13 protein-coding genes are annotated in these 15,300 nt (G+C 46.3%); 4 read left to right on the top strand and 9 right to left on the bottom strand.

The genetic code is table 11. From position 1 onward, the window contains the following. Positions 1-52: 52 nt before the first annotated feature. The 4 genes from BN8899_RS15580 to BN8899_RS15565 form a co-directional block, all read right to left on the bottom strand. Complete coding sequence (locus tag BN8899_RS15580; RefSeq protein WP_065220092.1) at positions 53-616, bottom strand: LOG family protein; 564 nt, start codon at positions 614-616, stop codon at positions 53-55. Between the two features lie 95 nt (positions 617-711). Then, the gene (gene gyrB / locus BN8899_RS15575) at positions 712-2,670 is read right to left on the bottom strand and encodes a DNA topoisomerase (ATP-hydrolyzing) subunit B (protein WP_187376987.1); all 1,959 of its coding nucleotides are present in this window, start codon (positions 2,668-2,670) and stop codon (positions 712-714) included. A gap of 404 nt (positions 2,671-3,074) precedes the next feature. After that, positions 3,075-3,758, bottom strand: a complete 684-nt coding sequence (locus tag BN8899_RS15570; RefSeq protein WP_018336639.1) for an SPRY domain-containing protein — start codon at positions 3,756-3,758, stop codon at positions 3,075-3,077. Between the two features lie 104 nt (positions 3,759-3,862). After that, a complete protein-coding gene (locus BN8899_RS15565; RefSeq protein ID WP_065220090.1) occupies positions 3,863-5,062 on the bottom strand; it encodes an ATP-grasp domain-containing protein in 1,200 nt (399 codons plus the stop codon). A 326-nt stretch (positions 5,063-5,388) separates the two neighbouring features. Here BN8899_RS15565 and BN8899_RS15560 point away from each other — a divergent pair, with 326 nt between their 5' ends. The 4 genes from BN8899_RS15560 (at position 5,389) to BN8899_RS15545 (ending at position 9,885) form a co-directional block, all read left to right on the top strand. Next, positions 5,389-6,699 carry an anaerobic C4-dicarboxylate transporter family protein gene (locus BN8899_RS15560; RefSeq protein WP_065220089.1) on the top strand — a complete coding sequence of 437 codons (1,311 nt, stop codon included), beginning with the start codon at positions 5,389-5,391 and terminating at the stop codon, positions 6,697-6,699. Between the two features lie 34 nt (positions 6,700-6,733). Continuing rightward, positions 6,734-7,795, top strand: coding sequence for an L-asparaginase 2 (gene ansB / locus BN8899_RS15555; RefSeq protein WP_018336643.1), 1,062 nt, complete (start codon positions 6,734-6,736; stop codon positions 7,793-7,795). Positions 7,796-7,875: 80 nt separating this feature from the next. Then, positions 7,876-9,039, top strand: coding sequence for a porin (locus BN8899_RS15550; protein WP_065220088.1), 1,164 nt, complete (start codon positions 7,876-7,878; stop codon positions 9,037-9,039). 153 nt (positions 9,040-9,192) lie between these two features. Next, positions 9,193-9,885 carry a YiaD family glycine zipper/OmpA-like lipoprotein gene (locus BN8899_RS15545; protein ID WP_065220087.1) on the top strand — a complete coding sequence of 231 codons (693 nt, stop codon included), beginning with the start codon at positions 9,193-9,195 and terminating at the stop codon, positions 9,883-9,885. Between the two features lie 352 nt (positions 9,886-10,237). Here the strand turns inward: BN8899_RS15545 and BN8899_RS15540 are convergent, their stop codons facing one another. The 5 genes from BN8899_RS15540 to lipA form a co-directional block, all read right to left on the bottom strand. Then, positions 10,238-11,032, bottom strand: a complete 795-nt coding sequence (locus BN8899_RS15540; protein ID WP_065220086.1) for a nitrilase-related carbon-nitrogen hydrolase — start codon at positions 11,030-11,032, stop codon at positions 10,238-10,240. Positions 11,033-11,041: 9 nt separating this feature from the next. Beyond that, positions 11,042-12,805 (bottom strand): aconitase family protein, encoded by a 1,764-nt coding sequence (locus BN8899_RS15535; protein WP_065220085.1) that lies wholly within the window; start codon positions 12,803-12,805, stop codon positions 11,042-11,044. 5 nt (positions 12,806-12,810) lie between these two features. Continuing rightward, the gene (locus BN8899_RS15530; RefSeq protein WP_065220084.1) at positions 12,811-13,560 is read right to left on the bottom strand and encodes a copper homeostasis protein CutC; all 750 of its coding nucleotides are present in this window, start codon (positions 13,558-13,560) and stop codon (positions 12,811-12,813) included. A gap of 122 nt (positions 13,561-13,682) precedes the next feature. Continuing rightward, positions 13,683-14,360 (bottom strand): lipoyl(octanoyl) transferase LipB, encoded by a 678-nt coding sequence (lipB, locus tag BN8899_RS15525; RefSeq protein ID WP_065220083.1) that lies wholly within the window; start codon positions 14,358-14,360, stop codon positions 13,683-13,685. Positions 14,361-14,411: 51 nt separating this feature from the next. Next, positions 14,412-15,266: a lipoyl synthase gene (gene lipA, locus BN8899_RS15520; protein WP_026207287.1), complete on the bottom strand. Its 855-nt coding sequence runs from the start codon at positions 15,264-15,266 to the stop codon at positions 14,412-14,414. Positions 15,267-15,300 lie beyond the last annotated feature (34 nt).

Raw genomic sequence — 15,300 nt, 5'->3', positions numbered from 1 at the left:
CTATATTAGCTCTGTAAATATAGTCCATAATTATTAAAAAAACAACTTTTTCCTAATATTTGCTTGAAAATTCTTTCGCCCTGTATTTTTTAATATAACTCACAGCTTCTCCAACATCATTCACGACTGTATACAATCCATCGTAAGCATTTGATACAAAGCCTTCTTTTCGGATATTATTTATAAAAAGGAAAAAGTACTCGTAGAAATCATTCGTGTTGACAAAAACAATAGGTTTGTTGTGAATCCCTAGTTGTTTGAGAGTGATCACCTCCGTGATTTCTTCCAGAGTGCCCCATCCGCCGGGCAAAGCGACAAACGCATCCGCCTTTTCCCGCATCAAATTTTTCCGCTCCTTCATGTCGGGAGTCACGATCAATTCTGTTATTCCCTGAGCCGACACGCCCCGGTCGACGATACACTGCGGGATAATCCCCGTCACCTTTCCCCCGTCTTTCTTCACGGCATCCGAAACTTCCCGCATCAACCCGCAATTGGTACCTCCATACAACAATTCCCAACCGTTCTTCACGATCTCTTCTCCCAACTCGGCAGCAGCCTCGAAATACACGTTCTCCATTTTCTCGGAAGAAGCACAAAAAACACAGATTTTCATAAAACTACATATTGAAATCAGATAATAAAATTACAGGTTGCAAGGACTGTCACGACCCCGTAACCTGTCAACCTGCAACCTGTAATATAGATGCCTTAGGCGTCTATATTCGCGTACGTGGCATTCTGCTCGATAAATTGTCTACGAGGCGGCACATCATCTCCCATAAGCATAGAGAAGATACGATCTGCTTCCGCGGCATTCTCGATCGTTACCTGACGCAAGATACGTCCGTCAGGCGACATGGTGGTATCCCACAATTGTTCCGCTGTCATTTCACCCAAACCTTTGTATCGCTGAATATGCAAACTGCTTTCTTTTCCGGCACCCATCTCCTGTATCAACTGCAAGCGTTGTTCGTCCGTCCAGCAATAACGCTGTTCTTTTCCTTTCTTCACGGAGAAAAGAGGCGGAGTGGCAATGTACAGGTAACCGTTTTCGATAACAGGTTTCATGTAACGGAAGAACAACGTCATAATCAACGTGGCGATATGCGCCCCGTCGACGTCGGCATCCGCCATAATCACGATCTTGTGGTAACGCAATTTTTCGAGGTTCACGGCTTTACTATCCTCTGCCGTACCGATCGTGATACCCAACGCCTGGAATATGATCTTGATCTCGTCACTTTCCCATACGCGGTGAGCCAGCGCTTTCTCCACGTTCAGGATTTTACCGCGTAAAGGCAGAATAGCCTGAAATTTACGGTCACGTCCTTGTTTTGCAGTACCCCCTGCCGAATCTCCCTCCACGAGAAATATCTCGCAATTCTCTGGGTTATTATCTGAACAGTCCGCCAGTTTACCGGGAAGCCCCGAACCGGAAAGTACAGTCTTTCTCTGTACTAATTCACGGGCTTTGCGAGCTGCATGACGAGCCTGAGCCGCCAGAATCACCTTGTCGACAATCGCACGGGCATCTTTCGGGTGCTCTTCCAAGTAATTGGCTAAAGCGGTACCCACGGCTTGCGCCACGGCAGTACCCACTTCCGTGTTACCCAACTTCGTCTTCGTCTGACCCTCGAATTGCGGTTCAGCCACCTTCACGGAAATGATAGCCGTCAAACCTTCACGGAAGTCATCCCCGTTAATATCAAATTTCAACTTGCTCAACGCACCGGAATTATCAGCATACGTCTTCAATGTCTGCATTATTCCCCGGCGGAATCCGGCGAGGTGCGTACCTCCCTCCATCGTGTTGATATTATTCACGTAAGAGAACACGTTTTCCTTGAACTCCGTATTGTAATGCATCGCCACTTCGATCGGGATACCGTTTTTCTCGGTCGTGATATGAATCGTTTCGTCTATCAACTTCTCCCGGTTGGCATCCAAGTATTCCACGAACTCGCTCAACCCTCTCTCGGAATAGAAAACCTCGGATTTAAACTCGTTCGTATCCGGGTCGATCGTTCGCCTGTCCGTCAAGGACAAACGGATACCCCGGTTCAGATAAGCCAGCTCCCGCAAACGGGCTGCCAATATATCATATTTATATTCCGTCACGTAAAAAATCGAATCATCCGGTTTGAACTCGATCGTTGTACCGGTACGGTCTGTTTCCCCGATAATCCGGACATCTGCCAAGGGAGCACCTTTGCTATACTCCTGGAACCAAATCTTCCCTTCCCGGTAAATGGTGGCAGTCAATTTAATGGAAAGCGCATTCACGCAGGATACACCCACTCCATGCAATCCCCCGGAAACTTTGTAAGAACCCTTATCAAATTTACCTCCCGCGTGCAAAATAGTCATAACCACCTCGAGTGCCGAACGATTCTCTTTCTGGTTCATTCCTGTCGGAATACCACGACCATCGTCACTCACGGAAACAGAATTATCCTCGTTAATCGTTACGTCTATATTATGACAATAACCGGCTAACGCCTCGTCTATCGAGTTGTCAACAACCTCGTACACCAAATGGTGCAATCCTTTCGTGTTCACATCACCAATATACATGGACGGACGCATACGCACAGCTTCCAACCCCTCCAACACCTGAATACTGTCTGCCGAGTACTCGTTATTCGTCGGCTCTAATTCTTCATTCATATTCTGCTCTAATTCTTCACTCATATTTAATCCTTTTCTATATTTTCAAATATCTCTAAATCCCTCTCCATCAAGCTTTATTGTGTATTTTCACAAAACATACAAATATAAGTAAAATATGCCGGAATATCGAACTTTCAGACAGATATTTTTCTTGAGAAAATCGGCAACTTCACTCGTGTCACCTCCCTGCCAGACAACCACCTCCCCATGGTTTCCCTACCACATGAACGAATCATGAACGCAACACGAACGAATCATGGACGCCGGAGAGTGTTCATGATTCGTTCGTGACTCGAGAATGCATGGTTCGTGTCATAGAGTAACGACAGCGCACAGGTGAAGCAAGGAACAGGGTAGTACTAGGGCGGTCGATACGTTATAGTCCGGGATTCACTTGGTTTTTATCCCTGCCGACTTATATTATCCGGTAAATTCTTAAAATACTGTTCCAAACGCACGAACTGGTCTTTTATCATCGAGAAATCCATACCTTCCACTTTTTTCCTGTACATAGAAAAGAGTTCCAGCGTTTTACGCTTATCCTTCGTCTTGATATAATGGAGGCAAATCCCGTGCAGGATACGTTCCCCCGTCCACACGGACAACGCTGGGCAGCCGGACACGTTGTGTATATCCAACACCTTTTCCAACTTCTCGTAATCATTCATTTCCTTGAAAAAAGACAGCCCCACACTCTCGAACTCCACGATCCATTTCTGCACGATGGAATCAATCTTCGCTATTTTCATCTCGAACCACGGTTTATCCTCCAACGGGATACCCAGGTATTTATACGCCCAACCCACGTCGAGGACTCCGCAAGTCGGCATACATTCCGTTTCCATCGTCGCCTTGTGAAATAAATGGCTCACTCTCTTGCTCGTGACAAAATACTCCGTCCGCAATGATACATGATCGTCACCCCAATCCGTGAAACGCAGATTGCACTCGTTCTTCCATTCCCAGTCCTCGTGAACAAACGAGTTCTTTGACCTCAAGAAACGGTAACCGTGCTTTTCCATGGTAGGAAGGATATCTTCTATAAAAATTTCCTTGATACCTTCGATCTTTATTTTCATGTGCATACGCAACCCCCTATTTATTGCCAGATCCGTAATTCATTATCAAGTACAAAGAGAATAAAATTTTCTTTATTTTACCACATAAAAGTTCATAAAGTTTACAAAGTTTATTTTTTCTCTACTTGCAACTCCGCCACGAAACGACTATTCTCGTCCACCGGAGTCAAATGAATATACCCAGAAACTATCGCCCCGTCGTGCCTCTCTAGCGGAAACATTTGACGCTGTTCTTCCACCGAACTCGAAATATCACCCGGTTTGGCAGAAAATCGAACCCGGAAATGCCCCTCGGCACTTTCTGCCAAATGACGCTGCAATTGCAAGGCGACAATACCCATATTATATCGCAAATTAATTTCCACGCAAGGTTGTATCTTATATTGCCCCACGCCATCTCGGTAAATCATCATATCCACCCCCAGAAAACCCGTGTATTTTCCCCTGTACCGGTCGAGCAAGGCTTCCATCAAAACATCCCGTACCCGATCCAGCATCTCCCCGCCCACGTAAGCCGTGATTTTCTCCCGCAAAGCATCTTCGGACGTAACGATATTACCCTCGTACTCTCCCCTCTTGCTTGTCTTGAACACGGAAAGCCCCAGGTAACGCAACCGGAAATCGGCATCCATCTCGAATTCCATGGCGAAATCAATCACCCGGTCCAAGCGTTTCTCCACCATCACGTATTCCTGTTTATGCAATATTCCCAATAATATCTCCTCCTCCTTCTTCATCAACACACCCCGGGGCACGAATAAAATTCCCTTCCCGGAAGACGACCACGGGGCTTTAACCACGACATCCTCCCCGTCAGCAATCTCCCTAATTGCCGATAAAGAACGACATACCCGGGGCACGATTTCGGCTTCTATCCCCGGTAATTGCCGACAGATAAATTCCAGACATTCAGCAGCCCTCAGCCTGCTGTACAACTCTCGCCTCTCGTTACTCCACTCTGCCATGACACTTTGGCGAAACAACTCCCCGCAACGACTTTTCAATTCCCCAAACAGATTATGCATCCGAGGACTCCATCCCCACGGCTTTATCGCACGAAAAGACTGCAAACACGCTTTCTCCCAAAGTATCGGCTTACTCGTCACCCCAAAGACCTCCCGCCTCTCTTCCAGAAAATCGGCTTTCGGCAACCGGGGTACCAGAACGTAATCCCCTTCCCCCGCCAAGTATGCCATTAGAAAAGCAAGATTATCCGCCATCAACGTGATATTTGCCTTTGGGGTATAACCATTCGTGCCGTTAGCGACAGAAATCTCATTATCCGGATTAAACAGGTACAAATCTTGCATACATCTCAAAATTTACAACAAAAATAACACTTTCACCGAATCTCTCAAACCTTCGTCCCCAAAAGCCGACAAACTATTGGCAAAAACGAGAAAGAAATAATCCTTTTTCAACAAATATTCAAAATTTGGCACACAAATTGTCATTCTGTTAATTGTAACTTTTAGCCATGAAAGCTGCCTTTCTTGGTTATAAGTTAACAACGATTGATCCCATCATAATAATTTTGTTAGCAGGAAAACGAAACCTTCTTGTTAAGGAAAACGTAAGAAAAAGCGTGTTGAAATTAAAATAATTGCATTATTAAACATTAAAATAAAGAAAAGAGATGATTTTACAATTAGCTTTCGTTTTAACAGCAATCATCATCGGAGCGCGTCTAGGAGGTGTCGGATTGGGAGTTATGGGCGGAATCGGGCTGGGGATTTTGACATTCGTGTTCGGGCTACAACCAACAGCCCCTCCCATTGATGTAATGCTCATGATCGTGGCGGTAATATCAGCCGCTGCCGCCATGCAGGCAGCAGGAGGACTTGATTTGATGGTCAAGGTTGCCGAACGCTTGCTCCGGAAGAACCCGGCACACGTGACTATTTTAAGCCCGCTGGTAACTTACGTGTTTACTTTCATCGCCGGAACCGGACACGTGGCTTACTCCGTGCTCCCTGTGATTGCCGAGGTTGCCACAGAAACGAAGATCAGACCGGAACGTCCGCTAGGAATCGCCGTTATCGCTTCACAGCAAGCCATCACGGCAAGTCCCATATCGGCTGCAACGGTAGCTTTACTCGGGTTGCTCGCTGGTTTTGACATCACCTTATTCGATATTCTGAAAATCACCATCCCCGCCACACTCATCGGTGTGCTCGTGGGTGCCTTCTTTTCCATGAAAGTCGGCAAAGAACTGGTGGACGACCCGGAATACCAAAAACGTTTGAAAGAAGGCGTATTCAACGACAAGAAATACGAATTAAAAGACGTTACCAACAAGAAAAAGGCAAGCCTTTCCGTCTTCGTGTTCATTATCGCTACCGTATTCATTGTACTTTTCGGTTCATTCGACAGTATGCGTCCTTCCTTCTTGATCGACGGAAACCAAGTTTTACTGGATATGCCGACAATTATCGAGATTCTGATGTTATCCGCCGCCGCACTTATATTACTGGTAACCCGCACGGACGGGTTGAAAGCCGCTCAAGGCTCAGTCTTTGGCGCTGGTATGCAAGCCGTCGTGGCAATCTTCGGTATTGCCTGGATGGGTGACACCTTCCTGCAAGGCAACATGGGAGAACTGAAAGCTTCGATCGAACAAGTCGTTACACAAATGCCTTGGTTATTCGGAATCGCTTTGTTCGTCATGTCTATATTATTGTATAGCCAAGCGGCAACGGTTCGTGCCCTCATGCCTTTGGGAATAGCGTTAGGCATATCACCCTATATGTTGATAGCCATGTTTCCCGCAGTAAACGGGTATTTCTTCATCCCGAACTACCCAACCGTGGTAGCCGCTATCAACTTTGACCGAACGGGAACCACGCGTATCGGGAAATACGTGCTGAACCACTCGTTCATGATGCCCGGACTCATCGCCACGATTGTCTCCGTCGGGCTTGGATTGCTTTTTATTCAGATTTTCTAATAAGTCTATTTATAGTAAATTAAAATTACAAGTTATGAAAATGTTTAGAAATTTAAGTTTGCTGGTAGCCTTGGTGCTATTCTCTGTTGCAACAACATTTGCACAGAAGTTGCCTAACATTCACATTTTAGCAACGGGAGGTACAATCGCCGGAACCGGAACATCATCCACTCAAACCAACTACACCGCCGGACAGGTGGCTATCGGGACATTGCTTTCTGCAGTTCCGGAAATACAGAAAATAGCTAATGTGACCGGGGAACAAATCGTGAAGATCGGTTCCCAGGACATGACCGACGACGTGTGGTTGACTCTTGCCAAGACAATCAACAAATTATTGGAAAGAAAAGACATTGACGGCATCGTAATCACTCACGGAACCGACACGATGGAAGAAACCGCTTATTTCTTGAATCTGGTGGTGAAAAGTAACAAACCGGTTGTACTGGTTGGTGCCATGCGCCCCTCTACCGCTCTTAGTGCAGACGGTCCGTTGAACCTATACAACGCTGTTGTTGTTGCCGGAGCAAAGGAATCCATGGGTAAAGGCGTGTTGGTTGCCATGAACGGTACCATCCTTGGCGCTCACAGTGTGTTGAAAATGAACACCATTGACGTTCAAACTTTCCAGGCACCGAACTCCGGAGCACTCGGTTACATCTACAACGGTAAAGTATTCTACAACCAAACCCCGTTGAAGAAACACACCAGCCAATCCGTATTTGACGTAACAAATTTGAACTCTCTCCCGAAAGTTGGAATCGTATACAGCTATTCTAACATGGAAGGTGACGTTGTAAAAATGATGGCAAACAGCGGTTACAAAGGAATCATCCACGCCGGTTTGGGTAACGGTAATATCCATAAAAACGTATTCCCGGAATTAATCAGCGCACGTAACAAAGGTATTCTTATCGTTCGTTCAACCCGTGTTCCGACAGGTCCTACCACACTTGACGCAGAGGTAGACGATAACCAATACAAATTCATCGCCTCGCAGGAATTGAATCCTCAAAAATCCAGAATATTGTTAATGTTAGCGTTGACAAAAACCAGCGACTGGAAACAAATCCAACAATACTTCAACGAATATTAATTAGAAATAATAATATCCATATTTTCTAACCACAAAAGGCTAGATTCAGGGAATTATATTTTCTAACAAAACAAAGTATGATGAAAAAGTTAGCATTATTAATAGTAGTTATGGGATTCGGGGTGAGCACATTCGCCCAAAGTTCGCCCAAAGAAAAAACACTTTTCGAGCGAGTAGCTAATGTCGAGAAAAAGATCGACTGGTTCAATTTCTACCTGAATATGCAGGGATCCTTCGACGCCAGCTTCAACTATGACGGTGTACACGGGCTAAGCGAAGCAGCTTTCAAGATGCGTCAATTCCGTATCGAGGCAAAAGGAAACATCACCCCTTGGTTATCTTATCGTTGGAGACAACGTTTGAACCGTGGCAACAACGGCGGTAACAACATTGACAATATGCCGACCTCTATCGACATCGCCGGTATTGGAGTCAAATTAGACGACCATTTCTCTTTCTTTGCAGGAAAACAATGTGCCGCTTACGGGGGTATCGAATTTGACTTGAACCCGATCGAAATATACGAGTATAGCGATATGATTGAGAACATGAGTAATTTCATGACCGGTTTGAACATTGCTTACCAAATTGACAATAACCACCAGTTACAATTCCAAATCTTGGATAGCCGTAACGGTTCTCTGGAAGAAACTTACGGAAAAAACATTGAAAACGGCAGAGCCCCGTTACTTTACACGCTTAACTGGAACGGTAGCCTGTTCGACGGTTTCTACAAAACCCGTTGGTCTGCATCCGTTATGGCTGAAGCAAAAGACAAACAAATGTATTACTACGCATTAGGTAATGATTTTACCTTCTCTAAAAAAGTAAATGCATTCGTGGACTTCATGTATTCTGACGAAGATATTGACCGGAAAGGTATCATGACCGGTATCGTGAAACAGCAAGATGACCATAATGTATTCAACGCAAAATACATGTCTTTGGTTGCTAAAGTAAACTATCGTTTCATGCCGAGATGGAATGTATTCATGAAAGGTATGTACGAAACGGCATCTATCTTCAAAGCCACAGATAACGTAGAAAAAGGTAAATACCGTACCTCATACGGTTACTTGGCAGGAGTAGAATTCTACCCGATGGAAGATTCTAACTTACATTTCTTCTGTACTTTCGTGGGACGTAGTTACAACTTTACCGATCGTGCAAAAGTACTCGGTCAAAACAACCACAGCACTCAAAGAGTAGAAGTCGGATTTATCTATCAATTGCCGATGTTCTAATTCTTGAACCGACAAAATACAAAAGTCGGACATGTAAATTATGTCCGACTTTTTTTATGTCGGTTTGTCTAATTCATTTTGAAATCGTTAAAATGGTATTATTTTTGCGGAAGAATTACACGAGATAAACCAACGTTTCAAATTAAAAACAATATGAAAAGAACTAATCTACTCACTATTTTAGTATTAAGCGGAAGTATTATCCTCTCCGGATGCGCTTCCATGAGTAACACTGGAAAAGGTGCAGCTATCGGTGCAGGAGGCGGTGCAGCTTTAGGAGCAGGGATCGGAGCCTTAGTCGGCAAAGGTAAAGGTGCAGCTATCGGTGCTGCCATCGGCGGAGCCGTGGGTGCGGGTACCGGAGCTCTTATCGGCAAAAAAATGGATAAACAAAAGAAAGAACTGGAAGCCATCGAAGGCGCAAAAGTAGAAACGGTGACCGACGCAAACGATTTGCAGGCAATCAAGGTAACCTTCGACAATGGTATCCTTTTCGCCACCAATTCCAGCCAATTAAGCAATGCTTCCCGGGATGCCTTGACAAAGTTCGCCAATTCATTAAAGAACTCCCCCGACACGGACGTCACTATCTACGGACACACGGATAACACCGGAACCCGTGAAGTAAACGAGAGAGTATCTAAACAACGTGCGGATGCCGTGGCAAACTTCCTCGTGGGTAATGGCATCGCCCGTGCACGTATCACGACAGAGGGACTCGCTTTCGATCAACCCGTGGCAGACAATAGTACCGCTGAAGGGCGTGCTCAGAACCGTCGTGTAGAAATATACATCACGGCGAATGCCAACATGATTAAACAGGCTGAAGCAGGAACATTGCAATAAATCAACTAACAACTAAAAGATAAAAACTACAAGTTGAAGAAAAGTCCCGTGGACTATTCTTCAACTTGTAGTTTTTATCTTTTAGTTTTATCCTCAGCAAAAGTTTCAAGTTACAGGTTATATTAGCCTTCAATAAGTTGCTGGTTAACACACCTACCGTTTCACGGACAGGGCGAAAGCGTTCGACAACGATAAGGTATCCATGTATAATTCACATCCTAAGGATGCAAATATATATACTAACAATCAATTATTTGTGACTAAATGAATATATAGAAACAAACAAATCGTTTAAAATTAGTCCCAAATACTCAGATTGTATTAATCGCACAACAAATCATGAAATATCAACTTACGACTCCGATTTCTGAAACAAAACCACCCGGATTTCATCCTTCCCTTCTTCACAACAGGCAAGCCATTCCCCGGTAGGGGCAACTACACCTGAATCCCCGGCATAATACAACCCGTTCGGGTCATACCCGGCACAATTCACACCCACCACGTGCGCCTTATTTTCTGTCGCCCTTTCCCGTAGTAATTTCTGCCAATCTTCCCGGCGGGAAGCAGGCCAGTTCGCCACGTACACAGCCACGTCGTATCCCGCCTTGTTGCGGCTCCATTCCGGGAACCGCAAATCATAACAAATATAAGTAGCAACCTTGAATCCCTTGCAGTCAAAAACAAGTTGCCCTTCTCCCGGTGAAAAAGCCCCTTTCTTGAAACAATTGTGTTTATCGTAATATAAGCATTTCCCGTCCGGGTATGCCACAATCAGACGGTTGAAATACAGCCCGTCCTTCTCGTATATTGTAGAACCCATAACCACCGCATTCTTGCTGGCAGCCCATTCTTTCAACTTTACACGTATATCCTCGTAACGGGCAGCAATCTCCGCCTTCTTATCCCCGCTTCCTTTTTTCATCTCGCACCCCGAGGCAAATAATTCCGGGAACACGATCAAGTCCGCCGCCTCGCATTTCTCCACTCTATCGCCGAACGCCTTCAAATTCCCATCCACATCACCCCACTGCAAATGTGCTTGAATAAGGGCAACCCTTAAATAGGATTGCCCTCTTCTTTCTGTTCCGGCGTACCCGGAAACAGCAAAAAACAACACACACATGAAAATCGTCAATTTTCGCATATCTTTAAATCATGAGAAGGTCTTCACCAATCCGCCCTTCTCGATCATCTCGGTAAATTCTTTATCTACAGGGGGAAGCGGATACTCCCTATCGTTCAAATAAACCACCCCGCTCTTCCAGTCAAACGTCAATTGTTCCCCGGAAGTATAAGCGTCCGCAATTGCCCAATCTACCAGTATTTGCAAACCATGATTGATCGCCATTCGATAGAAATCGTGATTCACCGATTTAGCTATAATCAACTTCACCCCGACCGCAACCAATCCCGTCGCCGCATGCTTCACAAGTTGCCCGCAACCAAAATTCTCCCCGGCAATAATAATATCCCCCGGTTTCACGTCAGTGGCAAAGTTCTTGTCCAACCCGGCAAACAAATACGGTTTGATCTCCTCCACCTGTTCGAGGGTCAAACGGTACATCAGTTTCTCGGCAAAGATCTGGTTACTTGAAATATTGTCTATATCCGAGTAATTCCAAACCTCGTTTACCTTACGGTAATCATACTCCTCAAGAATTACCGGCTCAACCGGTTTCACCTCATATTTATAGTGAGCTCCGTCAAAATGTATCACCGTGGTCAATTCCCCCCGTAAGGCGGTCATGGCGATCGTCGCCGGAGAAGCAATGTATTTCTCTACCCCCGCGTGGGAACTTTCCCCGATATATCGGCTATTCGCCGTTGAAATCAAGCGACTATTTCCCGCCGATGCCACGTGTCCCACCCCAAGGCACGGACCACAGCTAGACCCGAGCACCATGGCTCCCGACCGCACTATCTTGTCTATAATACCTTCCTCCACAGCCTTCAAGTAAATATTCCTGGAAGCAGGAACCACGAACAATTGAAAGCCGTCGGCAATTCGTTTTCCGTCAAGAATCATCGACACTAACCTCAAATCCTCCAAACGTCCGGAAGCACAAGCCCCGACCAGTCCTTGCTGTATTTTCAAACCCTCCATCTCGTCCACGCTCCGGATTTCTCCTTTGCGGGTATCGAACACCAACGGGAATACTCTCGCCAAATCAATCTCGATAAAACGTTCATACACGGCATCCCCATCCGCCCAGACACCTCTCACAGCCGGCTCGTTAAAATAATCGGCAAGCCTGTCATCCGGTGGGAAAGCGGCACTCACTACCCCCATTTCGGTAGACATATTGGCAATGGTCATACGGTCATCTATCGTCAATGACTCCACTCCTTCTCCATGATATTCTATTGCTAGACCATTCACATCCAGCTCCCCAAGCACACCTTTTATCCATAATGCCAAATCTTTAGCCAACACACCTTCCGGCAAACGGTTTTTCAGAACGACCTTGATAGTTCCCGGCACACGGAACCACATCTGTCCTGTTTTCCATAGTACGGCTGTTTCCGTCTTGTTGATCCCTAAGGCAAAGGTGTTAAAAGCCCCGGCAGTCGCCGTATGGGAATCACTCCCGACAACGAGCATCCCCGGTCGCACCAATTCCGACAATATTTGGTGGCTTATCCCGCTGTCACAATCGTAAAAATGCTCTATCCCCTGTTCCTCCACGAAATCCCGAATCGAATTATACTCGAATGACAACTCGTGTACCAATCCGGAAACTTTTCCATCCAACACGATAACGACTTGTGACGGTTTATGCACCCTCGTCCCGCAGATACGCTCAAAAAGGAATCTCACCCTTGCCGAATTGTCATGACTCATCACGTAATCCGGTTCCCGAACCACGATACTCCCTTTTTTCGCATTTAATATTTTCTCAACAAATGTACGTTCCATCAACCTTATATATTTTTGATTTTCTTCACCACTGCCTCAATCTTTTCCACGTCGCTATAATACTGTTCGTATTCCGGCAATCCCGGAACTCCACCCATGAACACGTCCGGGTTACGATATTCCATCCGGCTATCCCGGCTACTCTTTCCACTCAAATGTACAGCATCTACCCCGGCATCCAATAACATAGGTGTATTCGCCGCACTTACTCCGCTTCCTGCCATTATCCGAATCCTCCCGGCGGCTCGCTCAACCAGAGTCTTGATCTCCTCCAAACCTTCCGACACCGTGTTGCGTCCGCCCGAAGTCAGTATCCGGAAGCATCCTGCCCGAATCACATCCTCCAAAGCTTCGCCCAGATCCCGGGTCATATCTATCGCCCGGTGAAAAGTCACCTTCAATGGTGCAGCCAACTCCACCAATTCCCGAGTACGTTTCACGTCTACAGTACCATCTGCATTCAAGATTCCCAACACGATCCCGTTCGCTCCACTCTCTTTCACGTGCCGGATTTCCTCTTTCATCAGTTCAAACTCTTGATCGGAATATAGAAAGTCCCCCCCTCTCGGTCGGATCATCACGTAAAGCTCTATCGACACCAACTCCCGAACCATACGAATCAACCCGGCAGACGGCGTGGTTCCCCCGTCATACATCGCCGCACACAACTCCACCCGGTTTGCCCCTGCCGCTTGGGCATTCAAGCATGACTCCAGTGAAAACGTGCAAACTTCAACTTCTATATTTTTTTCCATTCCAGTACAATCTTCTAGTGCAAAAACTATTTCGTAATACGAATATAAAGAAATAATCGACAAACTACAAATAAAAATTCATCTTCGATAAGTTACGAACTACAAACGAGCCACTTACGCATTCATTTTTCCAGCTCCATCCCGAGCACCTCCGCAAAATACCGCTTCACCACTTCTTTCACTTCCTCCATCAGCACCTCATGTCCCAATTCTTTAGCGATAGACGTCACTCCTTTGTCCACGAAACCACACGGATTGATATAATTAAAGTAATTCAAATCCGTGTTCACGTTCAACGCAAAACCGTGCATGGTCACGTAGCGCGAGCACTTGATACCAATAGCACATATTTTCCGTGCCCGAGGCGTACCCGTGTCTATCCATACTCCCGTGGCTCCCGCCAACCGTTCTCCCCGGATACCGTACTCCCCTATGGTACGAATCACAATTTCTTCCAAACACTCCACGTAGTCTTTCACCCCCACGCCAAAGTTCGCCATGTCCACGATTGGGTACACGACTAACTGTCCCGGTCCGTGATAGGTGATGTCCCCACCCCGGTTCACTTTCACGAACTCGGCGTGTGCAGCCTGCAATTGTATAGCGTTAATCAGCATATTCGCTTCATTACCACTTTTCCCCAGCGTGTACACGTGATTATGTTCCACGAACAACAAATAATTCTCGGTTTCCTCTCCTTTCAATTTCTCGGCAATCACTCGCTCGTGCAACTCTTCCTGTCGCTTCCACACGGGCATATAACTCGCCGTACCCAAATCAAAAAACTTCGTTTTTTTCATAATATCAACAACTTGTAACCTGCGAACTTGCAACTTCACCGCACGGCGAACCTACCTCACGTGTTTCTCCGCATGATAACTCGACCGCACAAGCGGACCGCTCTCCACGTGGCGGAACCCCTTCTCTAACCCGATACGCCCGTATTCCTCGAAGGTTTCCGGGGTCACGTACTCTTTCACCTCGAGATTCTCGGATGTCGGTTGCAAGTATTGCCCGATGGTCATCACCTTACATCCTACGGCACGCAAATCATCCATGGTCTGCAATATATCTTCCCGAGTTTCTCCCAACCCGAGCATGATGCCCGACTTTGAAATAACCTCCGATTCGCTCACCTGCCGGATTACTTCCAGCGAAATATCATACTTTGCCCGGCTCCGCACGCTATCGGATAACCGCCGCACCGTTTCCAGGTTATGTGATATGACTTCCGGACGTGCATCGATCACCTGTTGCACCAGCTCACGCCGTCCTTGAAAATCAGGTATCAATACCTCCATCGTCGTACTCGGGTTCTCCCGCTTCACAGCCTCGATCACCCGTACCCAATGGGCGGCGCCCAGATCGTCCAGATCGTCACGATCTACCGAGGTGATTACCGCATGCTTCAACCCTAGCAACTTTACCGAATTTGCTATGTGTTCCGGTTCCAACGGGTCTAACGGGGCGGGACGTCCCGTCGTCACATTACAAAATTTACACGCCCGGGTACACACGTTACCCGCGATCATGAACGTTGCCGTGCCGGCTCCCCAGCATTCTCCCTGATTCGGACACATACCACTGGTACATATCGTGTGCAAGTTATATCCCCGCACTATATTCGCTACCTCCGTGGACAACTGTCCCATGGGTAGCTTAATCTTCAACCATTCCGGTTTTCGTCTATTATTACAACAAGCCATACTGCTTTTTTTTAATTAAAACGCAAATATACCG

The sequence above is a fragment of the Butyricimonas sp. Marseille-P2440 genome (genome assembly GCF_900091675.1).
Classification (GTDB): Bacteria; Bacteroidota; Bacteroidia; order Bacteroidales; family Marinifilaceae; genus Butyricimonas; species Butyricimonas synergistica.
This window is presented reverse-complemented; position numbering and strand designations above follow the sequence as displayed.